The 23,211-nt window shown below is 69.7% G+C and carries 17 protein-coding genes; 16 read left to right on the forward strand and 1 reads right to left on the reverse strand.

All coding sequences use genetic code 11. The annotated features are described in order from the left end of the window. Positions 1-21: 21 nt before the first annotated feature. Positions 22-2,055: a TPM domain-containing protein gene (locus ACFYY2_RS07940; protein WP_388738635.1), complete on the reverse strand. Its 2,034-nt coding sequence runs from the start codon at positions 2,053-2,055 to the stop codon at positions 22-24. A gap of 189 nt (positions 2,056-2,244) precedes the next feature. On the opposite strand from ACFYY2_RS07940, the gene ACFYY2_RS07945 reads away from it, so the two are divergent. From ACFYY2_RS07945 to ACFYY2_RS08020, 16 genes are all read left to right on the forward strand, one after another. Continuing rightward, on the forward strand, positions 2,245-2,721 hold the full coding sequence (locus ACFYY2_RS07945; RefSeq protein ID WP_388738484.1) for a MarR family winged helix-turn-helix transcriptional regulator: 477 nt from the start codon (positions 2,245-2,247) through the stop codon (positions 2,719-2,721). Next, complete coding sequence (locus ACFYY2_RS07950; RefSeq protein WP_388738487.1) at positions 2,718-4,202, forward strand: MFS transporter; 1,485 nt, start codon at positions 2,718-2,720, stop codon at positions 4,200-4,202. Before ACFYY2_RS07945 ends, ACFYY2_RS07950 begins: the two co-directional genes overlap by 4 nt. Before the next feature lie 84 nt (positions 4,203-4,286). Next, the gene (locus ACFYY2_RS07955; RefSeq protein ID WP_388738490.1) at positions 4,287-4,838 is read left to right on the forward strand and encodes an isochorismatase family protein; all 552 of its coding nucleotides are present in this window, start codon (positions 4,287-4,289) and stop codon (positions 4,836-4,838) included. Positions 4,839-5,026: 188 nt separating this feature from the next. Continuing rightward, entirely contained in the window at positions 5,027-7,318 is a 2,292-nt protein-coding gene (locus tag ACFYY2_RS07960) for an ABC transporter family substrate-binding protein (RefSeq protein WP_388738493.1), read from the forward strand. Between the two features lie 334 nt (positions 7,319-7,652). Beyond that, positions 7,653-9,527 (forward strand): translational GTPase TypA, encoded by a 1,875-nt coding sequence (gene typA, locus ACFYY2_RS07965; protein ID WP_388738496.1) that lies wholly within the window; start codon positions 7,653-7,655, stop codon positions 9,525-9,527. Between the two features lie 445 nt (positions 9,528-9,972). Further along, positions 9,973-11,598 carry an ABC transporter substrate-binding protein gene (locus ACFYY2_RS07970; RefSeq protein WP_388738499.1) on the forward strand — a complete coding sequence of 542 codons (1,626 nt, stop codon included), beginning with the start codon at positions 9,973-9,975 and terminating at the stop codon, positions 11,596-11,598. A 123-nt stretch (positions 11,599-11,721) separates the two neighbouring features. Then, complete coding sequence (locus ACFYY2_RS07975) at positions 11,722-12,651, forward strand: ABC transporter permease (RefSeq protein ID WP_388738502.1); 930 nt, start codon at positions 11,722-11,724, stop codon at positions 12,649-12,651. Beyond that, positions 12,644-13,588: an ABC transporter permease gene (locus ACFYY2_RS07980; protein WP_388738505.1), complete on the forward strand. Its 945-nt coding sequence runs from the start codon at positions 12,644-12,646 to the stop codon at positions 13,586-13,588. The genes ACFYY2_RS07975 and ACFYY2_RS07980 overlap by 8 nt, the downstream gene beginning before the upstream one ends. An 11-nt stretch (positions 13,589-13,599) precedes the next feature. Then, on the forward strand, positions 13,600-14,658 hold the full coding sequence (locus ACFYY2_RS07985) for an ABC transporter ATP-binding protein (RefSeq protein ID WP_388738508.1): 1,059 nt from the start codon (positions 13,600-13,602) through the stop codon (positions 14,656-14,658). Further along, positions 14,651-15,793: an ABC transporter ATP-binding protein gene (locus tag ACFYY2_RS07990; protein ID WP_388738511.1), complete on the forward strand. Its 1,143-nt coding sequence runs from the start codon at positions 14,651-14,653 to the stop codon at positions 15,791-15,793. The genes ACFYY2_RS07985 and ACFYY2_RS07990 overlap by 8 nt, the downstream gene beginning before the upstream one ends. 161 nt (positions 15,794-15,954) lie before the next feature. Beyond that, on the forward strand, positions 15,955-17,592 hold the full coding sequence (locus ACFYY2_RS07995; protein WP_388738514.1) for an ABC transporter substrate-binding protein: 1,638 nt from the start codon (positions 15,955-15,957) through the stop codon (positions 17,590-17,592). Positions 17,593-17,678: 86 nt separating this feature from the next. After that, positions 17,679-18,602 (forward strand): ABC transporter permease, encoded by a 924-nt coding sequence (locus ACFYY2_RS08000; RefSeq protein ID WP_388738517.1) that lies wholly within the window; start codon positions 17,679-17,681, stop codon positions 18,600-18,602. Next, positions 18,595-19,605 (forward strand): ABC transporter permease, encoded by a 1,011-nt coding sequence (locus tag ACFYY2_RS08005; RefSeq protein WP_388738521.1) that lies wholly within the window; start codon positions 18,595-18,597, stop codon positions 19,603-19,605. Before ACFYY2_RS08000 ends, ACFYY2_RS08005 begins: the two co-directional genes overlap by 8 nt. Positions 19,606-19,618: 13 nt before the next feature. Next, positions 19,619-20,596, forward strand: a complete 978-nt coding sequence (locus ACFYY2_RS08010; RefSeq protein WP_388738524.1) for an ABC transporter ATP-binding protein — start codon at positions 19,619-19,621, stop codon at positions 20,594-20,596. After that, positions 20,586-21,869: an ABC transporter ATP-binding protein gene (locus ACFYY2_RS08015; protein ID WP_388738527.1), complete on the forward strand. Its 1,284-nt coding sequence runs from the start codon at positions 20,586-20,588 to the stop codon at positions 21,867-21,869. The genes ACFYY2_RS08010 and ACFYY2_RS08015 overlap by 11 nt, the downstream gene beginning before the upstream one ends. Before the next feature lie 205 nt (positions 21,870-22,074). Beyond that, entirely contained in the window at positions 22,075-23,199 is a 1,125-nt protein-coding gene (locus ACFYY2_RS08020) for a hypothetical protein (protein ID WP_388738530.1), read from the forward strand. The last annotated feature ends 12 nt before the right edge of the window (positions 23,200-23,211 follow it).

The following is a 23,211-nucleotide window of genomic DNA, read 5'->3' on the forward strand; positions in this document are numbered from 1 at the left end:
CCGGGCGGGCCGCGGCCGCCGTCAGAAGCGGCCTCCGCCACCGCGCCGGCCCCGGGTCCCCCCGCCGCCGAAGCTGCCCGGCCCGCCGCCGAATCCGCCCCCGCCCCCGCCGAATCCGCCGCCGAAGCCCCCGCCGTGCCCGCCGCCCCCGCCCAGCAGGCCGCCGAGGATGATGCCGCCCAGCACCGCGCCGCCCATCCCGCCGCCCCCGCGCGTGCCTCCGGGGCCGCTGCGGTCGCGGTAGCTCCGCACGTCCTGCTCCGCCAGGCTCCGCGCCTGCGCCGCCAGCGCGTCCGCCTCCTGTGCCTGGGTCAGGGCGCCCTGCGGGTCCCCGGCCCCCGACAGCTCCCGGGCCAGCTCCCACCGACGCTGTGCCTCCGCGAGACGGGTGCGGGCCTGGCTGCCGACCGCGCCGCGATTGGTGGTGACGTAGTCCGCGGCGGCGCCGATCGACGCCCCCGCGGTGAGCAGGGACTGGTCCAGCAGGGAACGCGCCCGGCGGTCCCCGTGCTCCTGCTCGCGGGCACCGGCGAGCGCCTCGTCCAGCGCGGCGTCCGCCTCCTCGACCCTGCGCAGCGCGTCGACGGGGTCGTACGGCCCCGAGCCGAGCTCACCCCGTACATCGGTGTCCACCGCCTCCGCACGGGCGACCCGGCCCTGCAGATCCGCGGTCGGCACACCCTCCGGCGTCCCCCGCAGCAGCCCCTTGGCGTCCGCCAGGTCCGTCTGCATCTCGGTGAGCGCCCCGGGCAGGCCGGCCGCGGCCTCGGCCAGTTCCCGGCTCCGCCGGTCCACACCGTCCACGAGGGTGGATACCTGCTGGATCGCCCCCTCGGCGGCGCGGACGTAGACGGCGGCCTCCGCGTTGTTCCCGGAGTCCACGGCCTGGCGCGCCCGGTTCAGGCTGGAGGTGGTGAAGACCAGCCGGTCCTTCGCCCGTTCGACGTCCTGGGCGGCCGGGGCCGCGGCCGACTCCGCGTAGCGCTCGCGCAGCGCCCCGACGGCCGTCTCCGCCGCGGAGACGCGGCCGACCAGCTCGCGGAAGGTGATCTCGGCGGAGTTCACGGCCTGCGGGGCGGTCTGTTCGAGTGCGCGCAGCCGGTCGAAGTCCGCGGACACCGCGTCCAGGCGGCCGTTGGCGTCCGCGCAGCGGCTGACGATCTCGTCGAGCATGCCGCGCCGTGTCGCGTCGTCCTCGGGGAACGCGTCGTCGAGCTGCTGCCTGAGCCGGAACGCCGCGGTGAGCTCGGTCTTCGCGCGCCGGACCGCGTCGGCGAAGGGGGCTGCCGCCTCCTCGCCGAACTGTGCCGTCGCGAAGCCGAGTTCCTCCTCGCTCGTCCGCACCGCGTCGTCCGTGTCCACCAGGTCGGCCTTCGCCCGCGCGTCGAGTTCCGGCAGCGCGGCCTGCGGCTCGGCCGCCGTCCCCGCCCCGCCGCCCCAGGCGCCCGGTGCCGGGGTCGTCCGGGTCGTCGTACGCCGCTTCCGGCGGGCGAGGGCGAAGGCACCGACCGCGACAGCGACGACGAGCACGGCCACGGGCACGATGAGGTTGACGGAGGCGCCCTCGTCGTCGGCGCCGCTGGGATCCGCGGGGCCCGGCGTGATGGCCGGGGTGGGGACGGGCTCACCGGCGAGGACCGCGGCGTAGCCGTCGGCGGCGCCGATCGCGGCGCCGGCCCAGTCGTTCTCCCGGAGGGCGGGCTCGATCGCGGTGGTGGCCACGTCGGCGAGCTGGCTGTCGGTGAGGCGGGACCCCTGGTCGACGGACCAGGCGTACTGCCGGTCGTGCGTGGCCACCGCCAGCAGCACGTCGTCCTGGCCCAGCCCGTTGCGGTTCGCGGTCTCGTCGGCCCAGGTCTGCGGCGCCCGGCCGGAGAAGTCACGTACGTACACGACGAACAGCTGGATCCGCCGGGCCGCGTACAGGCGGTCGAGCGTGCCCTCGACCTGGGGTCCCTGGTCGCCCAGCGCCCCCACCCTGTCGGTGATCTGTCCTTCGCGCGACAGCGGGACGGGTGCGTCGGCCACAGCGGCGGGCGAACACGCCAGGACCATCCCGGCCACCGTCGTCAGCACGGCGAGGAGGACCCTGCCGGGTATCGATGGCCGGGACGTCCCGGTGCGGCTCACTGGCGGCGTCACATTTGGGAGGCTATGTCCGCCCCTCGTGACCCGCGACCCGACAGCGACGGTGAATAGACAGGTTACCTTGCAAGATGCCCTGTCCATCTTTATGGTGGAAATATGTCCAGCAGCCCCGCCACGCCCCGGTCGTCCGACACCGGCACCGACGAAGCCCCCGGCGCCGAGCGCGTGGCGGACGATCTCGCCGCCGTCGTGAGCAGGCTGCTCCGACGGCTGCGCGGCTCGTCGGCGGACAGCCTGCTGACCCCCTCCCAGCGCTCGGTCCTGGCCAGGCTCCAGGACGACGGTCCGGCCACCACCGCGTCGCTGGCCCGCGCCGAGCTCGTGCGGCCCCAGTCGATGCGGCTGACGCTGGGCGCGCTGGAGAGCCGCGGTTTCGTCACGCGCGCTCCCGACCTCGCCGACGGCCGCAAGTCGGTCGTGTCGGTCACCGAGGCCGGAAGCAGCACCCTGGCCGGTGTGCGCGCCGCGAAGCGGAGCTGGCTGGCCGAGGCGATCGCCGGTGAACTGGACGCGGCCGAGCGCCGCACGCTTGCCGAGGCCGTCGAGCTCATCGGCCGTCTGGTCGACGAATGACCCGTCACGGCACCGGCCGGGCCCCCGGCGGCGAGACGGCCGTTCCGCCGCGGGAGCCACAGCGTCCGGCGGCCGGGTCTGCGGCGTCCGGGTCCGCGGGGTCCGGGTTTGCGCAGGCCGCGCCCGGTGACGGGTTCAGCAGCCGCCTCACCGCGCCCCTGCTGATGGGCTCCCTGCTCAACCCGCTCAACACCACCATGATCTCCACCGCCCTGGTGGCCATCGGGCGCTCCTTCGGGACCGGGGCCGCCGACACCGCGTGGCTCATCTCGGTCCTCTATCTCGCCAGCGCCGTCGCCCAGCCCGTGCTGGGGAAGCTCGCCGACACTCTCGGCCCCCGCCGCGTCTTCCTGGCCGGCCTCGTGGTCGTGGTCGCGTCCGGCCTGGTCGGAGCCCTCGCCCCGGACTTCGGCACACTGATCGTCTCCCGGCTGCTGCTCGGGGTCGGCACCTCGGCCGCCTACCCGGCCGCCATGGCGGTCCTGCGCGACGAGTCCCGGCGCGTCGGCCGCCCCACCCCGCGCCCCGTGCTGGCGCGGCTCTCCTTCGCCGCGCTGGGCAGCGCGGCGGTCGGACCCGCGCTCGGCGGGCTGCTGGTGACGTTCGTGGGCTGGCGCGGGATCTTCGCCGTCAACGTGCCGATCGCGCTGATCGCCTTCGGCGCCGCACTCCTCCGGGTCCCGGCGGACCCGCCGCGCGAGCGGGCCGGCGGCGCCGTGACACCGAGGCCCTCGCTGGACCCGCTGGGCATCTGCCTGTTCTCCGGGGCGCTGACCGTCCTGGTCTTCTTCCTGCTCGACCTGGCGCACCCCCGGTGGTGGCTCCTGGCCCCCTTCGCCGTACTGACCGCCGTGCTGGTCCGGTGGCAGCTGCGCACCGCACAGCCGTTCATCGACCTCCGCATGCTCGCCGGCAACGGCGCCCTGCTGCGCACCTACATCCGCCACGGCCTCGGCTATCTGCTGGTCTACTGCGTCATGTACGGCTTCACGCAGTGGCTGGAGGAGGTCCGCGGATTCTCCCCGGGGCATACCGGCCTGCTCATGCTGCCCATGTCCCTGACCGCGCTCGCCTGCTCGCTGCTGGGCGCCCGCACCAAAGGCCTGCGCGCCCCGCTGACCGTCGCCTGCGTGCTGCTCACCGCCGGTGCCGCCGTCCTGGCGTTCCTGTCGCACGACACCCCGCTGGCCGTCCTGCTCCTCGCCGGAGCGTGCTTCGGCGCGCCGCAGGGGCTCATCGGCACGAGCAACCAGGCGGCCGTACAGGCGTACGCGCCGCCCGAGGGCATCGGGGCTGCGGCCGGACTCCAGCGAACCGCCCAGTACATCGGCGCCATCACCGCGTCGAGCCTGATCGCCCTCGCCTACGCCGACGCGGCGAGCGACGCCGGGCTGCACCTCATGGCGGGTGTGGCCGTCGTCCTGGCGGTCCTGCTGACCGTCCTGACCCTGACCGACCGCGCCCTGCGCATCCGCACCTGACCCCACCGACCCGAGCGCCCCCGCGCTCGACCCCACCCGGCCGCGCCCGCGCGGCCGGCCGGTATCGCCCCAAGGAGTACGCACATGACCGCCACCGTCCTCGACCCCCGTACCGCCCTCGTCGTCGTCGACCTGCAGAAGGGCATCGTCGGCCTGCCGACCGCCCACCCGGCGGACGGTGTCGTCGCCAGATCCGCGGCTCTCGCCGAGGCCTTCCGCGCCAAGGACCTCCCGGTCTTCCTGGTCCGCGTGACCGGTGGGGCGCCCGGCCGCACCGAGGGCCCCGCACGGGCCGGACAGCCCGCCGCGGACTGGGCCGACCTCGTGCCGGAGCTCGGGCAGCGGGAGAGCGACATCGTCGTCACCAAGCAGCAGTGGGGCGCCTTCCACGGCACCGCGCTCGACCTCGAACTGCGCCGCCGCGGCATCACCCAGGTCGTGCTGACCGGCATCGCCACGAGCATCGGCGTCGAGTCCACCGCTCGCGCGGCGCACGAGCTCGGCTACCACGTCACCGTCGCCACGGACGCGGTCACCGACATGGACGCCGAGGCCCACCGCAACAGCGTCGAGAAGATCTTCCCGAGGCTCGGTGAGACCGGCACCACCGCCGCGATCACCGCACTGCTGGGCTGAACCGCGGCCGGGCGGGGGCCGCACGGGTGACTTCCGCGGCCCCTCCGGCCGTGTCTGTCCCCGCTGCCGGACGCGGGTGCGTTCAGTGGATCAGCGAACCAGTCTGATCAACTGCAAATGCCACCAGAACGCATCATCCGGTCCATTCGGTGACGAGATGGACCGGGCCGGCCCCGGAGGTATCAGCCATGGCCCACGTCGGCGTCCCGCGCGGGACGGCCCGAAAGCGCCGCTCGGTCGCGCTCCTGGCGACAGGTGTGCTCACGATCCCGGTGCTGGCGGGCTGCAGCTCGGACAGCGAGAGCCCCTCCCGGGTGGCCGTCCCGCAGGACATCGCCCCGGCAGCCCGGGAGAGGGTGACCGAGGGGTCGACCCTCACCTGGGCGATCGACGCGGTGCCGGCCACCCTCAACGCCTTCCAGGCCGACGCCGACGGCGCGACCACGCGGATCACCGGCGCCCTGCTGCCCTCCCTCTTCCCCATGGACGAGCGGGGGGAGCCCCGGCTCAACCCGGACTACCTGGAGTCGGCGAAGGTCATCGAGCAGGAGCCCAAGCAGGTCGTCCTGTACAAGCTCAACCAGCAGGCGGTGTGGAGCGACGGCCGCGAGATCGGCGCTCCCGACTTCGTCGCCCAGTGGCGCGCGCTGAGCGGCAAGGACTCGGCGTTCTGGACCGCGCGCAACGCGGGATACGAGCGGATCGAGAAGATCGAGCGCGGCAAGGACGACCTGCAGGTCCGGGTGACGTTCTCCAAGCCGTACGGGGACTGGCGCTCCCTCTTCTCGCCGCTGTACCCCAAGGAGGTCACCGCGACCCCCGCGGCCTTCAACGACGGGGCCAGGACCACCATCAAGAACACCGCGGGACCGTTTCGGCTGCGCAGCGTCAGCAAGGCGAAGGGGACGGTCGTGCTCGACCGGAACCCGCGCTGGTGGGGCAACGAGGCCAAGCTGGAGTCGCTGGTCTTCCGGGCCGTCGCCCCCGGGGACCGGAGCAAGGCGCTGACCCAGGGCACGGTCCAGGTCGCCGACATCGACACGGCGACGGCCGACAGCATCGCCCGCGCGGCCCGCTACCGCGGCGGCAACGGGCAGCCGCCCGCCCACGGTCCCGGCGCCGACGTCACCCCCGCCTCCGCCCTGCGGTCCTGGGCGCTGGCCCACGGCTCGGACGAGGAGGTCGCGGAGACCGCGCAGGCCGCCCGCGAGAAGAGCCGGCAGGCCATCGCCGTGTACGCCGCCGAGCAGAAGTCGCTGCGTTCCTTCGCCGTTCGCAAGTCCCTGGAGCCCGCGTACACGCAGCTCGCCCTGAACGGCGAGTCCGGGCCGCTGGCCGACGACCGGGTGCGCCGGGCGATCGCCCGCACCCTGGACCGGCAGGAACTCGCCGACACCGTGCTGAAGCCGCTCGGCCTCCCGGCCAAGCCGCCGGGCAGCCACCTGGCCTTGGCCGGGCAGCCCGCCTACAAGGACGGCAGCGGCGCGCTCGGCGACCAGGACACCAAGGAGGCCCGCGCCCTCCTGGCCGACGCCGGCTTCACCACCGCCGGTGCCGTCCGCAGGACCCAGGACACCAAGGCCGGCAGCGAGGCGGAGAAGAAGAAGGCCGCCGCCTCCTCCGCCGCGGCGGAGGAGAAGGACAAGAAGCCCGCGGCGGGCGAGAAGGCCGCGGAGAAGACCGGGACGGACGAGGAGAAGAAGTCCGGCAAGGCCGGCGGGGCCGCAGAGACGGAGAAGGACGACAAGGCCTCGCGCGAGGAGGGCACGTACATCGTCGGTGACGACAAGCCGGGCGGACGCCGGGCGGGCGACGTCGAGGTCACGGCCCAGGACAGGCAGCCCGGCGGCCCCGCCGGCGCCTACGCCCCCGCCGGCACCGCGGCACCCGCCCCCGCCTCGGTCAAGGGCCGCCTCGGCAAGGACGGCAAGCCGCTGACGCTGCGCTTCGTCCTTCCGTCGGGGCCCGGATCGCAGTCCCTGCGCACCGTCGGGGAGAAGATCGTCGAGATGCTCGACTCGATCGGCATCGGGACGACGGTCACCAAGGTCTCCGACGACAGCTACTTCAAGGACCACGTCGCCTCGGGTGACTACGACATGGCCCTGTACTCGTGGCCCGCCACCGCCTACCCGGCCACCGACGGGCGCCCCATCTTCGCCAAGCCGGAGCCCGCCACCGACGGCTCCCTGCTCGTCGAGCAGAACTACACCCGGGTCGGCTCCGACCACATCGACCAGTTGTTCGACCGGGCGGTCTCGGAGCTCGACGCCAAGAAGTCGAGGGATCTGCTCAGGCAGGCCGACGCCAGGATCTGGGCCGCGGCCGGGTCGATTCCGCTGTATCAGAGGCCACAGCTCGTCGCCGTCGACAAGAAGCTCGCGAACATCGGCGCCTTCGGCTTCTCCTCGCCCCGCTACGAGGACATCGGGTTCACCGCGCGAGAAGCGGCAGGTTCCCCCGCGAATCGTAAGAAGTAGCAGGTCAAAGGCATAGCGCAAGCTCAGGAACAGCTCAATTCCCTTGCCCGCCGGGGTCCCCGGCGGGCAAGGTCGTGTCCGACCCGACCCGAGCCGTTCGTCTTCTCACACCCCTTGCCGTCCCGCCGGACACCGGCCGGATGTTGACGTAATACCGGCTGAATATCGGCTTAATCGCGGCCGGAGGACCGTCCCGCGGATCGGGCCGGGAAGCCCCGGACCCCTCGGGCCCGTACCATTGGACTAGCCGTGGCGTGCCGCCCGGCGGGCGTACGAGGACTCGAGACCGACTGAGACGCCTGATCCCACGATCCGAGAGAAGCGCAAGCCACCCATGCCCACGCGCCACGACATCCGTAACGTAGCCATCGTCGCCCACGTCGACCACGGCAAGACCACGCTGGTCGACGCCATGCTCAAGCAGGCGGGCGCCTTCGCCGCGCACGCCGCCGAGAACCTCGACGAACGCATGATGGACTCGAACGACCTGGAGCGTGAGAAGGGCATCACGATCCTGGCCAAGAACACGGCCGTGAAGTACCACCCCAAGGATGGCGGCGACGTCATCACCATCAACATCATCGACACCCCCGGCCACGCCGACTTCGGTGGTGAGGTCGAGCGCGGCCTGTCGATGGTCGATGCGGTCGTCCTGCTCGTCGACGCCTCCGAGGGGCCGCTGCCCCAGACCCGCTTCGTGCTGCGCAAGGCGCTGACGGCCAAGCTGCCGGTCATCCTCTGCATCAACAAGACGGACCGTCCGGACTCGCGCATCGCCGAGGTCATCGACGAGACCTACGACCTGTTCCTGGACCTGGACGCAGACGAGAACCAGATCGAGTTCCCGATCGTCTACGCCTGCGCCCGTGACGGCGTCGCGTCGCTGACCAAGCCGGAGGACGGCACCGTCCCGGCCGACAGTGACAGCCTGGAGCCGTTCTTCTCGACGATCCTCTCCACCGTCCCGGCCCCCGAGTACGACGAGGACGCCCCGCTCCAGGCCCACGTCACCAACCTGGACGCCGACAACTTCCTCGGCCGTATCGCGCTCTGCCGTGTCGAGCAGGGCGAGCTGCGCAAGGGCCAGACCGTCACGTGGATCAAGCGCGACGGCTCGATGTCCAACGTCCGCATCACCGAGCTGCTGATGACCGAGGCGCTCACCCGCAAGCCCGCCGAGAAGGCCGGCCCGGGCGACATCTGCGCCATCGCCGGTATCCCGGACATCATGATCGGCGAGACCCTGGCCGACACCGAGAACCCGATCGCGCTGCCGCTGATCACGGTCGACGAGCCGGCCATCTCGATGACCATCGGCGCCAACACCTCGCCGCTCGTCGGCAAGGGCGGCAAGGGCCACAAGGTCACCGCGCGCCAGATCAAGGACCGCCTCGACCGCGAGCTGATCGGTAACGTCTCGCTCCGCGTCCTGGACACCGAGCGTCCCGACGCCTGGGAGGTCCAGGGCCGCGGTGAGTTGGCACTGGCCATCCTCGTCGAGCAGATGCGCCGTGAGGGCTTCGAGCTGACCGTCGGCAAGCCGGAGGTCGTCACCAAGCAGGTCGACGGCAAGACGCACGAGCCGATCGAGCGCATGACGATCGACTCGCCCGAGGAGCACCTGGGCGCGATCACCCAGCTCATGGCGACCCGCAAGGGCCGTATGGAGACGATGACGAACCACGGTTCGGGCTGGGTCCGCATGGAGTGGATCGTGCCCTCCCGCGGCCTCATCGGCTTCCGTACGGAGTTCCTGACCCAGACCCGTGGCACCGGCATCGCGCACTCCCTCTTCGAGGGCCACGAGCCGTGGTTCGGAGAGCTGCGCACGCGTCACAACGGTTCGCTCGTGGCCGACCGCGCAGGCGTCGTGACGCCGTTCGCGATGGTCAACCTCCAGGAGCGCGGTGTCATCTTCACCGAGGCCGGGACCGAGGTCTACGAGGGCATGATCATCGGTGAGAACTCGCGCTCCGACGACATGGACGTGAACATCACCAAGGAGAAGAAGCTCACCAACATGCGTGCGGCTTCCGCCGACACCACGGAGAACGTGGTGCCGGCCCGCAAGCTCTCGCTGGAGCAGTCCCTGGAGTTCTGCCGCGACGACGAGTGCATCGAGGTGACCCCGGAGACCGTCCGCATCCGCAAGGTCGTCCTGGACCAGAAGCAGCGCGGCCGTACGGCCTCGCGCGCCAAGAACGGCTGACCCCCGAGCCGGAGGGGTCGTCACGGGCCTGAGAAGGGCCCGTACGACCCGTTGACATGAGGCCTGGGCCCCCGCAGAGACTGTGGGGGCCCAGGCCTTTCGTCAACCGGTTTTGCTGACCGAGGTGTCCGGATATCGTGCGTCGCTCTCCGGAACATGTGTTAACGGTCCGTTTCGGGGGTGTCTGTCTGGGATCACTTTGTCCGGATTTCGGGCAACCATGGCTTCTGGATGTTGTCAAACCGAGACCCTTTAAGTGTGGTTTACAGCCCGGTGTTACTTAATAGTTGGCTCCATTGAGCTCGGGTCAATGGGTCGGCGCACTGTGGGGAGTGCGGACTCACGAGCACACTCGGGGCACTGCAAACGATCGCCGTCAGGGGTGTCGGTGGATCTCTACAGTGCCCCTCTTGTAGTCAAAAGTGGACTCATGAGGAGGAAACCCATGCGCGGTGCCAAGAGCGCCAAGTGGGTCGCGGGAGCGGCAATCATCGCCCTGGCCGCGACTGCCTGTGGCGGGGGCGACAAGGACGACAACGGCAAGGCTGCCTCGACGGAGAAGGGCAAGCCCGCGGGCTACGTCTCCATCGACGTCGGCGAGCCGCAGAAGCCGCTGATCCCGGCCGACACCAACGAGTCGCTCGGCAGCTACGTCATCCAGTCGCTGTTCACCCAGCTCCTGGACTTCGACGCCGAGGGCAACATCGTCTACACGAACGCCGAGTCCGTGAAGTCGACGGACAACAAGACGTGGACGGTCAAGCTCAAGCCCGGCTGGAAGTTCCACGACGGCACCCCGGTCACCTCCGAGTCGTACATCAAGGCTTGGAACTGGTACGCCAACGTCAAGAACGCCCAGCAGAACGCGTTCTGGTTCGAGGACATCAAGGGCTACGCGGACGTCCACCCCGAGAAGGGTGACCCGAAGGCCACGGAGATGTCCGGCCTGAAGGCGGTCGACGAGAACACCTTCACGATCGAGCTCAACAACCCGGTGCCGTACTACGAGTACAAGCTCGGCTACGCCACCTTCGCCCCGCTGCCCGAGGTGTTCTACAAGGACACCAAGGCCTTCGGCCAGGCGCCGGTCGGCAACGGTCCCTACATCTTCGAGAAGTGGGACCACAAGAAGCTCATCCAGGTCAAGGCCAACCCTGACTACCAGGGCCCGAACAAGGCCAAGAACAAGGGTGTCCTCTTCAAGAACTACGCGACCGTCGAGGCCGCGTACCAGGACCTCCTGTCCGGCAACCTGGACATGATCCGCCAGGTCGGCCCGAAGGACCTGCCGAAGTACAAGTCGGACCTCGGCGACCGCGCGATCGACCAGCCGTACGCGGCGATCCAGTCGCTCGTACCGACCTTCTACTCGAAGACCTTCAAGGGCATCGACCCCAAGGTCATCCAGGGTCTGTCGATGGCGATCGACCGTGACACGATCACCAAGACCGTGCTCAACGGCACCCGCAAGCCCGCCACCAGCTTCACGCCTCCGGGCGTCGCCGGTAACCAGGACCTGGGCACCGACGTGTTCAAGTTCGACCCGGTGAAGGCGAAGCAGTACGTCAAGGACGGCGGCGGCGTCCCGGGCAACAAGGTCTTCATCCAGTACAACGCCGACGGCGGCCACAAGGAGTGGGTGACCGCTGTCTGCGAGTCCATCCGCAACTCGACCGGGGTCGACTGTGTCCCGGACGCCAAGCCGGACTTCCAGACCGACCTGGAAGCGCGTGACAACGACCAGGTCAAGTCGATGTACCGCGGTGGCTGGGTGGCCGACTACCCGCTGAACGTCAACTTCATGCGCGAGCTGTACGGCACGACCGCCGAGGCCAACAACGGCCGGTTCTCCGACAAGGAGGTCGACGCGGCCTTCAAGAAGGGCGACAACGCGGCCACCCTGGACGACTCCATCAAGGCGTACCAGGAGGCCGAGAAGCTCGTCCTCGCCAAGATGCCGGCCATCCCGCTCTGGGAGTACAAGACCAACGGTGGCTACTCGAAGTCGGTGGACAACGTCACCGTCGACTTCCACGGTGACTACAACATCACCGACGTCACCGTCAAGTAGCAGTAACGCCTGAGGGCCCCCACTCGGCCGTCAGCCGCCCATACAGGCAGTAGGTCCCGGGGGGCCGCTCTCCGTATCCGGAGAGCGGCCCTTCGGGCTGCATTATCCCTATCGGAGGCAAACATGGGGCGTTACGTCGCGCGGCGACTGCTCCAGATGATCCCGGTCTTCCTCGGGTCAACCGCGCTGGTCTTCGCCATGATGTACGCGCTGCCCGGCGACCCCGTGCGCGCACTCGCGGGTGAACAGACCGTCGACCCCACGCAGATCGCGGAAATGAAGAAGGAGCTCGGGCTCGACCTGCCGCTCTGGCACCAGTACTGGAACTACCTTGTGAACTTGTTCCAGGGTGACTTCGGCACGCAGATCGCGAGCGGCCGACCGGTCGCCGACATCATCTCGGAATCGTTCCCGATCACGGTCCGGCTGGCCCTGTTTGCCTTCATCTTCACGGTCGTCGTCGGTATCTCCATGGGTGTCTTCGCCGGCCTGAAGGCCGACACCCTGCGGGACCGCGGACTGCTCGTCCTGACGCTCCTCCTGATCTCGGTGCCCTCGTTCGTGCTCGGGTTCCTCGGTCAGTACTTCTTCGCCTTCCAGCTCGGCTGGGTCGAACCCAACGTGAGCATCGAGGCGAACAGCAACGAGCTGATCCTGCCCGCTGTCGTACTGGGGTCCTTGTCGCTCGCCTACGTCGCGCGCCTGACCCGTACCTCGGTCGCCGAGAACCTGCGCTCCGACTACATGCGCACCGCCGTCGCCAAGGGCCTGCCCCGGCGCCGCGTCATCGGTGTCCACCTGATGCGCAACTCGATGATCCCCGTGGTCACCTTCCTCGGCACCGACCTCGGTGCCCTGCTCGGCGGCGCGGTCGTCACCGAGGGCATCTTCAACGTCAAGGGTGTCGGCTCCGCCGTCTTCGACGCGCTCAGGCACCGTGAAGGTGCCACGGTCGTCGGCATCGTGACGCTGATCGTCGTCGTCTATCTCGTCGCCAGCCTGGTCGTCGACCTGCTTTACGCGGTCCTGGACCCGAGGATCCGTTATGCCTGAGACGCTCAAGGAAACCACCGCGGACGCTCCCGCAGGGGCCGTGGCCCCGCAGCCCGCGACCGCCGCCGTGGGCAAGCCCCGCAGCCTGTGGTCGGACGCCTGGCACGACCTGCGGCGCAGCCCGCTGTTCGTGGTCTCGGCCGTGCTGATCATCTTCCTGCTGGTGATGGCGGTCTTCCCGGGCCTGTTCACCGGCGCCGACCCGCGCTACGCGGACCTGGCCCACCACTACCTGCAGAAGCCCCGGTGGGGAAACTTCTTCCAGGAGGACTGGTTCGGGTACGACATCCAGGGTCGCTCTATCTACGCGCGTGTCGTCTACGGCGCCCGTGCCTCGATCACCGTCGCCGTCGTCGTCACGGTCCTCGTGACGGTCCTGGGCACCGTGGTCGGCATGCTCGCCGGTTACTTCGGCGGCTGGATCGACACGCTCCTGTCCCGGGTCACCGACATCTTCTTCGGCGTCCCGTTCATCCTCGGTGCGATGGTCGTCCTGACCTCGTTCGAGGAGCGCAAGATCTGGGTCGTCATCCTGGCCCTGGCCTTCCTCGGCTGGACGCAGATAGCCCGTGTCGCGCGCGGTTCCGTCCTGACGATCAAGCAGGCCGACTACGTGATGGCGGCCAAGGCGCTCGGCGCCTCGACCACCCGCATCCTGCTCCGGCACATCCTGCCCAACGCGATCGCCCCGGTGATCGTCGTGTCGACCATCGCGCTCGGCGGCTACATCTCGGCCGAGGCCACCCTGTCCTTCCTGGGCATCGGCCTCGCCGAACCGACCGTGTCGTGGGGTGTCGACATCTCCTCCGGCCAGGAGCAGCTGCGCAACGCCGCGTTCGTGCTGATCATCCCGTCGGTCATGGTGTCGATCACGGTTCTGGCATTCATCATGCTCGGCGATGCTGTACGCAACGCCCTCGACCCCAAGCTGCGCTGAGGGAGGCGTACATGACCATCATCGACAAGACGGCGGATGTTCCTGCTCCGCGTGGTTCGAACGACGAGAGCGGCCCGCTGCTCGAAGTGCGTGACCTGCACGTGGAGTTCCACACCCGCGACGGCGTGGCCAAGGCCGTCAACGGAGTCAACTACAGCGTCGCGGCCGGCGAGACCCTCGCCGTGCTCGGCGAGTCCGGTTCCGGCAAGTCCGTCACCGCTCAGGCGATCATGGGCATCCTGGACATGCCCCCGGGCCGCATACCGAAGGGCGAGATCCTCTTCCGCGGCCAGGACATGCTCAAGATGTCCAACGAGGAGCGCCGGAAGATCCGCGGCCAGAAGATCGCGATGATCTTCCAGGACGCCCTCTCCTCGCTGAACCCGGTGCTCTCCGTGGGCTACCAGCTCGGCGAGATGTTCCGCGTGCACCAGGGCCTCTCCAAGAAGGAGGCCAAGGCCAAGTCCATCGCGCTGATGGACCGCGTGCGGATCCCGGCGGCCAAGGAGCGGGTCAACGACTACCCGCACCAGTTCTCCGGCGGTATGCGCCAGCGCATCATGATCGCCATGGCACTGGCTCTGGAGCCGGACCTGATCATCGCGGACGAGCCCACCACGGCGCTCGACGTGACCGTCCAGGCCCAGGTCATGGACCTGCTCGCGGAGCTGCAGCGCGACTTCAACATGGGCCTGATCCTGATCACCCACGACCTCGGCGTGGTCGCCGACGTCGCGGACAAGATCGCGGTGATGTACGCCGGCCGGATCGTCGAGACCGCTCCGGTCCACGAGATCTACAGCCGCCCCGCGCACCCCTACACCAAGGGTCTGCTGGAGTCGATCCCGCGCCTGGACCAGAAGGGCCAGGAGCTCTACGCGATCAAGGGCCTGCCGCCCAACCTGCTGCACGTGCCGTCCGGCTGCGCCTTCAACCCGCGCTGCACGATGGCGCAGGACATCTGCCGTACGGACATCCCGGCCCTGAGCCCGGTGACCGAGCAGGACGGCACCGAGCTGGTCGGCCGCGGCAGTGCGTGCCACTTCTGGAAGGAGACGATCCATGGCTGAGCTCAAGAAGGAGTCCGTGGACGCCACCCCGAACGTCACCGAAGTGGCGGCGGTCAACGCGGCCAGCGAGACGGAGGCCGTGGCGGCCCTCGACGTGCCGGTGTCGCGTGGGGAGCCGATCCTCCAGGTGCGCAACCTGGTCAAGCACTTCCCGCTGACCCAGGGCATCCTGTTCAAGAAGCAGGTCGGCGCGGTCAAGGCCGTGGACGGCATCTCGTTCGACCTGTACCAGGGCGAGACGCTCGGCATCGTGGGCGAGTCCGGCTGTGGCAAGTCCACGGTCGCCAAGCTCCTGATGACGCTGGAGCGGGCGACCGCCGGCGAGGTCTTCTACAAGGGCCAGGACATCACCAAGCTGTCCGGCCGCGCGCTGAAGGCCGTGCGCCGCAACATCCAGATGGTGTTCCAGGACCCGTACACCTCGCTGAACCCGCGCATGACGGTCGGCGACATCATCGGGGAGACCTACGAGATCCACCCCGAGGTGGCTCCGAAGGGCGACCGGCGCCGCAGGGTGCAGGACCTCCTGGACGTCGTCGGCCTGAACCCGGAGTACATCAACCGGTACCCGCACCAGTTCTCCGGCGGTCAGCGCCAGCGCATCGGGATCGCCCGCGGCCTCGCGCTCAACCCGGAGATCATCATCTGCGACGAGCCGGTCTCCGCGCTCGACGTGTCGGTGCAGGCCCAGGTCATCAACCTGATGGAGAAGCTGCAGGAGGAGTTCAACCTCTCCTACCTCTTCATCGCGCACGACCTGTCGATCGTCCGGCACATCTCCGACCGGGTCGGCGTGATGTACCTCGGCAAGATGGCCGAGATCGGTACGGACACGCAGATCTACGACCACCCGACGCACCCCTACACCCAGGCGCTGCTGTCGGCGGTCCCGGTCCCGGACCCGGAGGCCCGTGAGGGCCGCGAGCGGATCATCCTCTCCGGTGACGTCCCGTCGCCGGCGAACCCGCCGTCGGGCTGCCGCTTCCGCACGCGGTGCTGGAAGGCCGAGGAGAAGTGCGCCACCGAGGTGCCGCTGCTGGCGATCCCCGAGCGCTTCAAGGCCTCGGACACGCCCGCCGCGCACGAGTCGGCGTGCCACTTCGCCGAGGAGAAGGACGTCGTCCACGCGGCGTAGTCCTCCCGGTCCGCACGAACGAGGACGCCCGGTCCCCACGAGGGGGGCCGGGCGTCCTCGCGTTCCGGCAGCCACGTACGGAGGACATGAACATGCGACGGGCTGTCATATGGGGTGATATGGGGCATTGAGCTACTCAATGGACACCTAGGAGGCACTCCATGCGCGGAGCCACACGAGCCAGGTGGGCCGCCGGCGCGGTCGCCGTCGCCCTGACTGCCACGGCGTGCGGCGGTGACGGGGACGGCGGTGGCGGCGGTGGCGGCGGCGCCGACGGGATCGTGAGCTCCTCCTGGGGCGACCCGCAGAACCCGCTGGAGCCCGCCAACACCAACGAGGTGCAGGGCGGCAAGGTCCTCGACATGGTCTTCCGCGGACTCGTGCGCTACAACGCCAAGACCGGCGCGGCCGAGAACGTGATCGCCGACAAGATCGAGTCGACGGACTCGCAGAACTTCACCGTCACGATCAAGGACAACTGGACCTTCAGCAACGGCGAGAAGGTCACCGCCCAGTCGTTCGTGGACGCCTGGAACTACGGCGCCGCCCTGAAGAACAACCAGAAGAACGCGTACTTCTTCCAGTACATCGACGGTTACGACAAGGCCCACCCCGAGTCCGGCTCGGCGACCGTGGACAAGCTCTCCGGACTGAAGGTCGTCAACCCGACTACCTTCACGGTCAAGCTGTCCCAGAAGTTCTCGCTGTGGCCCGACACCCTCGGCTACGCGGCCTTCGCGCCCCTGCCCAAGAGCTTCTACTCGGACCACGACGCCTGGCTCTCGAAGCCGGTGGGCAACGGTCCGTACACCATCGAGTCGTACTCCAAGGGCTCGTCGATGAGCCTGCGCCGCTGGGACGACTACCCGGGCACGGACAAGGCGGAGAACGGCGGCATCGACCTCCGGGTCTACACCGACAACAACACCGCCTACACCGACCTCACGGCGGGCAACCTCGACCTGGTGGACGACGTACCGGCCTCCCAGCTCAAGAACGTCCAGGCGGACCTCGGCGACCGGTACATCAACACACCGGCCGGCACCAACCAGACCCTGTCCTTCCCGTTCTACGTGAAGGCATGGAACACCCCGGGCGCCGTGAAGGTCCGCAAGGGCCTGTCGATGGCGATCAACCGCCAGCAGATCACCGACCAGATCTTCCAGAAGACCCGCACCCCTGCCTCCGACTGGACCTCCCCGGTCCTCGGGGAGGAGGGCGGCTTCAAGGAAGGGCTCTGCGGTCCCTCCTGCGACTTCGACAAGGCGGGCGCGCGGAAGCTGATCGACGAGGGCGGCGGCATTCCCGGCGGCCAGCTGAAGATCTCGTACAACGCCGACACCGGCTCCCACAAGGAGTGGGTCGACGCCGTGTGCAACAGCATCAACAACGTCATGGGCGACAACGAGGCGTGCGTCGGCAACCCCATCGGCACCTTCGCGGACTTCCGCAACCAGGTCTCCACCCAGAAGCTCACCGGGCCCTGGCGCGCGGGGTGGCAGATGGACTACCCGCTGATCCAGAACTTCCTCCAGCCGCTCTACTACACCAACGCTCCGTCCAATGACGGCAAGTGGAGCAACCAGGAGTTCGACGACCTGGTCAACAAGGCCAACGCGGAGAACGACAAGGCCCAGGCCGTCAGCACCTTCCAGGACGCCGAGAAGATCCTCGCCGACCAGATGCCGGTCATCCCCCTCTGGTACCAGAACGGCAGCGCCGGCTACTCGGACAGGGTCGACAACGTGTCGCTGAACGTCTTCAGCGTCCCGGTCTACAACGAGATCAAGGTCAAGTGACCCACTGAGAAGGGGAGGCCGGGCGCCCGCGCACCGGCCTCCCCGGCCCCCCGCCCGACCGTTCACCCCGACCCCCGGAGCCCCTCATGGGACGTTATGTGATCCGGCGGCTGCTGCAGATGATCCCGGTCTTCTTCGGCACCACGCTGTTGATCTTCCTCATGGTGAACGTGCTGGGTGACCCCATCGCGGGCCTCTGCGGCGAGCGCCGGTGCGATCCCGCCACCGCCGCCCGCCTGGCCGCCGAGTTCGGACTCGACAAGCCCGAGTGGCAGCAGTACCTGACCTACATGGGCAACATCTTCACGGGTGACTTCGGGACCGCGTTCAACGGGGAGAAGGTCATCGACCTGATGGGCGAGGCGTTCCCCGTCACCATCAGGCTCACCATCGTCGCGATCGTCTTCGAGATCGTCATCGGCATCAGCCTCGGCGTCGTGACCGGACTGCGCCGGGGCCGCCCCATCGACACCGCCGTGCTGATCCTGACCCTGATCGTCATCGCGGTCCCGACGTTCGTCACCGGCCTGCTGCTCCAGCTCCTCCTCGGTGTGGAGTGGGGGATCATCAAGCCCTCCGTGTCCGCGGACGCGCCGATCGACGAACTCATCGTGCCCGGCCTCGTCCTGGCCTCGGTCTCCCTGGCCTACGTCACCCGGCTCACCCGGACGTCGATCGCCGAGAACGCCCGCGCCGACTACGTCCGGACCGCCGTGGCCAAGGGGCTGCCGCGGCGGCGGGTGGTCGTGCGGCACCTGCTGCGCAACTCCCTCATCCCCGTCGTCACCTTCATCGGTACCGACGTGGGCGCCCTGATGGGCGGCGCGATCGTCACCGAGCGCATCTTCAACATCCACGGGGTCGGCTACCAGCTCTACCAGGGCATCCTGCGCCAGAGCACCCAGACCGTCGTCGGATTCGTCACCGTCCTGGTCCTGGTCTTCCTGGCGGCGAACCTGATCGTCGACCTCCTGTACGCCGTACTCGACCCGAGGATCCGCTATGCCTGAGCAGAAGCCGTGGGACGACGCGACGGGAGACGGGCCGGTCTCCGGGGACAGGGCGATCTCGGGGGCGGGCGCGGGCGGGGCGATGGACCTCGCCGTGGAAGAGGGCACCACGCTGGAGAAGACCCCCGGCGGCCCCGACGGCGCCGGACCCGCGGAGAAGCCGCGCAGCCTCTGGTCCGACGCCTGGCGCGACCTGCGCCGCAACCCGGTCTTCATCATCTCCGGGCTGATCATCCTCTTCCTGGTGGTCATCTCGATCTGGCCGTGGGCGATCGCCGACATGGACCCGCTCGACTGCGACCTGAGCAAGGCCCAGGAGGGGTCCCAGCCGGGCCACCCCTTCGGCTTCGACGGACAGGGCTGCGACGTCTACACGCGCACCGTCTACGGCGCCCGCACCTCGGTCACGGTGGGCATCTGCTCGACGGTCGGCGTCTCGTTGCTCGGCGGCATCCTCGGCGGACTGGCCGGCTTCTACGGAGGCAAGTGGGACGCGCTCCTCTCCCGGATCACCGACATCTTCTTCGGCATCCCGGTGATCCTCGGCGGCCTGGTCTTCCTCTCCGTGGTGACCGGCTCCACCGTCTGGCCGGTGGTCGGCTTCATCATCCTGCTGGGGTGGCCGCAGATCGCGCGCATCGCACGGGGCTCCGTCATCACCGCCAAACAGAACGACTACGTCCAGGCGGCACGGGCGCTGGGCGCCTCCAACTCGCGGATGCTCCTGCGGCACATCACACCGAACGCCGTCGCCCCGGTCATCGTCGTCGCGACCATCGCCCTCGGCACGTACATCTCGCTGGAGGCGACGCTCTCCTACCTCGGTGTCGGCCTGAAACCGCCAGCCGTCTCCTGGGGCATCGACATCTCCGCCGCGTCCCAGTACATCCGCAACGCGCCGCACATGCTGCTGTGGCCCGCCGGGGCGCTGGCGATCACGGTGCTCGCGTTCATCATGCTCGGCGACGCGGTGCGCGACGCCCTGGACCCCAAGCTGCGCTGAGGAGCCCGCTGCCATGTTGCTCGAAGTGCGCGATCTGCACGTGGAGTTCCACACCCGGGACGGGGTGGCCAAGGCCGTCAACGGGGTCAACTACAGCGTCGCGGCCGGCGAGACCCTCGCCGTGCTCGGCGAGTCCGGCTCCGGCAAGTCCGTCACCGCCCAGGCGATCATGGGCATCCTCGACATGCCGCCCGGGAAGATCAGCGGGGGCGAGATCCTCTTCAAGGACCGCGACCTGCTGAAGCTGAAGACGGAGGAGCGGCGGAAGATCCGCGGCCAGGAGATGGCCATGATCTTCCAGGACGCGCTCTCCTCGCTGAACCCGGTGCTCAGCGTCGGACAGCAGCTCGGCGAGATGTTCGTCGTGCACCGCGGGATGTCCCGGGGGGACGCCAAGGCCAAGGCCATCGAGCTCATGGACCGGGTGCGCATCCCGGGGGCCAGGCAGCGGGTCGGCGACTTCCCGCACCAGTTCTCCGGCGGTATGCGCCAGCGCATCATGATCGCCATGGCGATGGCGCTGGAGCCCTCCCTCATCATCGCCGACGAACCGACCACCGCACTCGACGTGACCGTCCAGGCGCAGGTGATGGACCTCCTCGCGGAACTCCAGCGCGAACTCAACATGGGTCTCATCCTCATCACCCACGACCTGGGCGTGGTCGCCGACGTCGCCGACAAGATCGCGGTGATGTACGCGGGCCGGATCGTCGAGACGTCCCCCGTCCACGAGATCTACAAGGCCCCCGCCCACCCCTACACCAAGGGCCTCCTCCGCTCGATCCCGCGGCTGGACCAGAAGGGCCAGGAGCTCTACGCGATCAAGGGCCTGCCGCCGAACCTGCTGCGCATCCCGTCCGGCTGCGCCTTCCACCCGCGCTGCCCGATGGCCCAGGCCGTGTGCCGCACGGACGTCCCGCCGCTCTACACCGTGGACGAGGAACGCCGGAGCGCCTGCCACTTCTGGAAGGAGACGCTCGATGCACGCTGATCACACGGGGCGCGGGGGATCCGCGGGAGGCTCCACCCTGCTGTCGGAGGCGCGGGACGCCGGCCGCGGGCGGCCGTTCGCCGAGGGCGACCCGATCCTGGAGGTGCGTGGCCTGGTCAAGCACTTCCCGTTGACCCGGGGCATCCTCTTCCAGAAGCAGATCGGCGCGGTCAAGGCCGTCGACGGCGTGGACTTCGACCTGGCGGCGGGCGAGACGCTCGGCATCGTGGGGGAGTCCGGCTGCGGCAAGTCGACCGTCGCCAAGATGCTGGTGCACCTGGAGCCGCCGACCGGGGGCGTCATCCGCTACAAGGGCGATGACGTCACGAAGCTGTCCGGCCGCGCGCTGAAGGCCGTGCGCCGCAACATCCAGATGGTGTTCCAGGACCCGTACACCTCGCTGAACCCGCGCATGACGGTCGGCGACATCATCGGCGAACCGTACGAGATCCACCCCGAGGTGGCGCCCAAGGGGAGCCGCCGGCAGAAGGTGCAGGACCTGCTGGACGTCGTCGGGCTGAACCCGGAGTACATCAACCGCTATCCGCACCAGTTCTCCGGCGGCCAGCGCCAGCGCATCGGCATCGCCCGCGGTCTCGCCCTCAACCCCGAGATCATCGTGGCGGACGAGCCGGTCTCGGCGCTCGACGTCTCCGTGCAGGCCCAGGTCGTGAACCTGCTGGACCGGCTGCAGGCCGAATTCAGTCTCAGCTTCATCTTCATCGCGCACGACCTGTCGATCGTCAGGCACATCTCGGACCGGGTCGGCGTCATGTACCTCGGGCGGATCGTCGAGGTCGGCACGGACGCGGAGATCTACGACCACCCCACGCACCCCTACACCCAGGCGCTGCTCTCCGCCGTGCCGGTGCCCGACCCGACGGCACGCGCCCACCGCGAACGGATCATCCTCCACGGTGACGTGCCGTCCCCCGCGAACATCCCGTCCGGCTGCCGTTTCCGGACCCGCTGCTGGAAGGCACAGGAGCGGTGCGAGCTGGAGGTGCCGCTGCTGGCGGTGCCCGCGGTCTTCCGGGACACGGAGACACCGGCGCGGCACGACTCGGCCTGTCACTTCGCCGAGGAGAAGCAGGTGGTGCCGACGGAGGGCCTCCTGGAGACGCCGGAGCCCGAGGACGCGCCGCCGTCCCCGGACAAGGGCGACCGGGAGGACCGGGGAACGGGCGCCGCCGCCGGAGAGCACGGGGCTCCTGGGCAGTCCGGGGAGCCCAGGGAGCCCGGGGAGCCCGGGCCCAGGGATGACAAAGAGTGACAAACGGCCCTCATGTTCGTTAACACGCAGGCAACTTGACCGTCGCGCCTCCGATATACGAACGCTCCACCATGAACAACGTACGGCCGTGCGGGTGCCGTGATCCGGCCGGGGCGTCCATCGCGTCGCCCCGGCCGGTTACCCGTGTCCGCCCCGCCCCACAGGCCCCCTTGTCGGCCCGCGGGCCGCGGAGGAGTATCGCGGGGTGATACTCACGCGGGGAGCCAGAATCACCGGAGCCGTGCTGCTGGCCGTGCTCGCGGCCGTGGTCGGCGGTTGGATCGTGCGGGACCTGCGGGCCGTCGGGGAGCCGCTGGACCTGCTGCGCTACTGGGCGGGTTACACCGACGCGCGGCCGGAGGGCCTGCCCGCCACCCTGCAGGCCGATCCGGTCCTGTTCCTCGTCTACGCGGTGGCGCTGGTCGCCGCGCTGCGCTCCCCGGTGGCGGCCTCCACGCTGGTCACCACGGGCATCGTCACGTTCGTGCTCCGCCTCCCGGGTGTCTGGATCATCGGCGCGTCCTGGATGGACCAGCGGTACGGCGACGAACTGCGCACCCGCGCCCTCATCGGGACCTTCGTCGCCCTGGCCGCCGGGCTCGCGCTGATCGTCACCGGCGCGGCCGGCCGCAGGCAGCCCGCCGACCCCTACGAGCCGCTGCCCACCCGGCCGGGCCAGGGGGCCGGCGTCACCGCGTTCCTCGCGCTCGGCATCTCGGGGGCGGTCCTGATCGCCTGGGAGGTGCGGCAGTTCCTCACGCTGCCCTCCGCGCTCTATCCCGACTGGTTCATCGGCGGGCGCGTCATCCGGACGGGGCTGACCGCCGCCCCGCCCGGCTGGAGCAGCGCGGTGATCGCGGTCCTCTGTCTGGTGGTGGCGTGGACCGCGCTCTTCCGTGCCGTGCACGCCCGTCCCCTCGGCATGATCCTCGCGGCGTTCCTCCTGCTGTCGGGCGCCACCGGGACCGCCCGGGCCTTCCACCACCGGATGACGGACCGCTTCGGCGACCTGGGGGCGGAGCAGCAGCTCATCGTGCTCACCTCGGTCCTGCTCCTCCTCACCGGGGCGACGGCCCTGGCGGCCCTCGCGCGCCGGGGCCCCCAGGACGCCGACGGCCGGAACCAGGGATACGGCGGCTACGGATATCCGCAGAGCGGGGCACAGGGCTACGGCTACCCGCAGAGCGGATCGCCCGGCTACGGGTATCCGCAGAGTGGCGCGCAGGGCTACGGGTATCCGCCGGGAGGGACACCCGGCTACGGCTACCCGCAGAGCGGCGGCGGGTCCGGCAGCCCGCCACCGCCCGCCTCGCCGCCGCCGGGCTGGTGAAGTCCCCCCGGA

This window comes from Streptomyces sp. NPDC001822, assembly GCF_042892135.1.
Taxonomy (GTDB): domain Bacteria; phylum Actinomycetota; class Actinomycetes; order Streptomycetales; family Streptomycetaceae; genus Streptomyces.

Bases quoted from the DNA above. Each gene is read 5' to 3' on its own strand.
- ACFYY2_RS08010 (WP_388738524.1), top strand. From the start codon at position 19,619: ATGTTGCTCGAAGTGCGCGATCTGCACGTGGAGTTCCACACCCGGGAC.
- ACFYY2_RS07985 (WP_388738508.1), top strand. From the start codon at position 13,600: ATGACCATCATCGACAAGACGGCGGATGTTCCTGCTCCGCGTGGTTCG.
- ACFYY2_RS07950 (WP_388738487.1), top strand. From the start codon at position 2,718: ATGACCCGTCACGGCACCGGCCGGGCCCCCGGCGGCGAGACGGCCGTT.
- ACFYY2_RS08015 (WP_388738527.1), top strand. From the start codon at position 20,586: ATGCACGCTGATCACACGGGGCGCGGGGGATCCGCGGGAGGCTCCACC.
- ACFYY2_RS07960 (WP_388738493.1), top strand. From the start codon at position 5,027: ATGGCCCACGTCGGCGTCCCGCGCGGGACGGCCCGAAAGCGCCGCTCG.
- ACFYY2_RS07970 (WP_388738499.1), top strand. From the start codon at position 9,973: ATGCGCGGTGCCAAGAGCGCCAAGTGGGTCGCGGGAGCGGCAATCATC.
- ACFYY2_RS07995 (WP_388738514.1), top strand. From the start codon at position 15,955: ATGCGCGGAGCCACACGAGCCAGGTGGGCCGCCGGCGCGGTCGCCGTC.
- ACFYY2_RS07975 (WP_388738502.1), top strand. From the start codon at position 11,722: ATGGGGCGTTACGTCGCGCGGCGACTGCTCCAGATGATCCCGGTCTTC.
- ACFYY2_RS08005 (WP_388738521.1), top strand. From the start codon at position 18,595: ATGCCTGAGCAGAAGCCGTGGGACGACGCGACGGGAGACGGGCCGGTC.
- ACFYY2_RS07945 (WP_388738484.1), top strand. From the start codon at position 2,245: ATGTCCAGCAGCCCCGCCACGCCCCGGTCGTCCGACACCGGCACCGAC.
- ACFYY2_RS07940 (WP_388738635.1), bottom strand. From the start codon at position 2,055: ATGGTCCTGGCGTGTTCGCCCGCCGCTGTGGCCGACGCACCCGTCCCG.
- typA (WP_388738496.1), top strand. From the start codon at position 7,653: ATGCCCACGCGCCACGACATCCGTAACGTAGCCATCGTCGCCCACGTC.
- ACFYY2_RS07955 (WP_388738490.1), top strand. From the start codon at position 4,287: ATGACCGCCACCGTCCTCGACCCCCGTACCGCCCTCGTCGTCGTCGAC.
- ACFYY2_RS07990 (WP_388738511.1), top strand. From the start codon at position 14,651: ATGGCTGAGCTCAAGAAGGAGTCCGTGGACGCCACCCCGAACGTCACC.
- ACFYY2_RS07980 (WP_388738505.1), top strand. From the start codon at position 12,644: ATGCCTGAGACGCTCAAGGAAACCACCGCGGACGCTCCCGCAGGGGCC.
- ACFYY2_RS08000 (WP_388738517.1), top strand. From the start codon at position 17,679: ATGGGACGTTATGTGATCCGGCGGCTGCTGCAGATGATCCCGGTCTTC.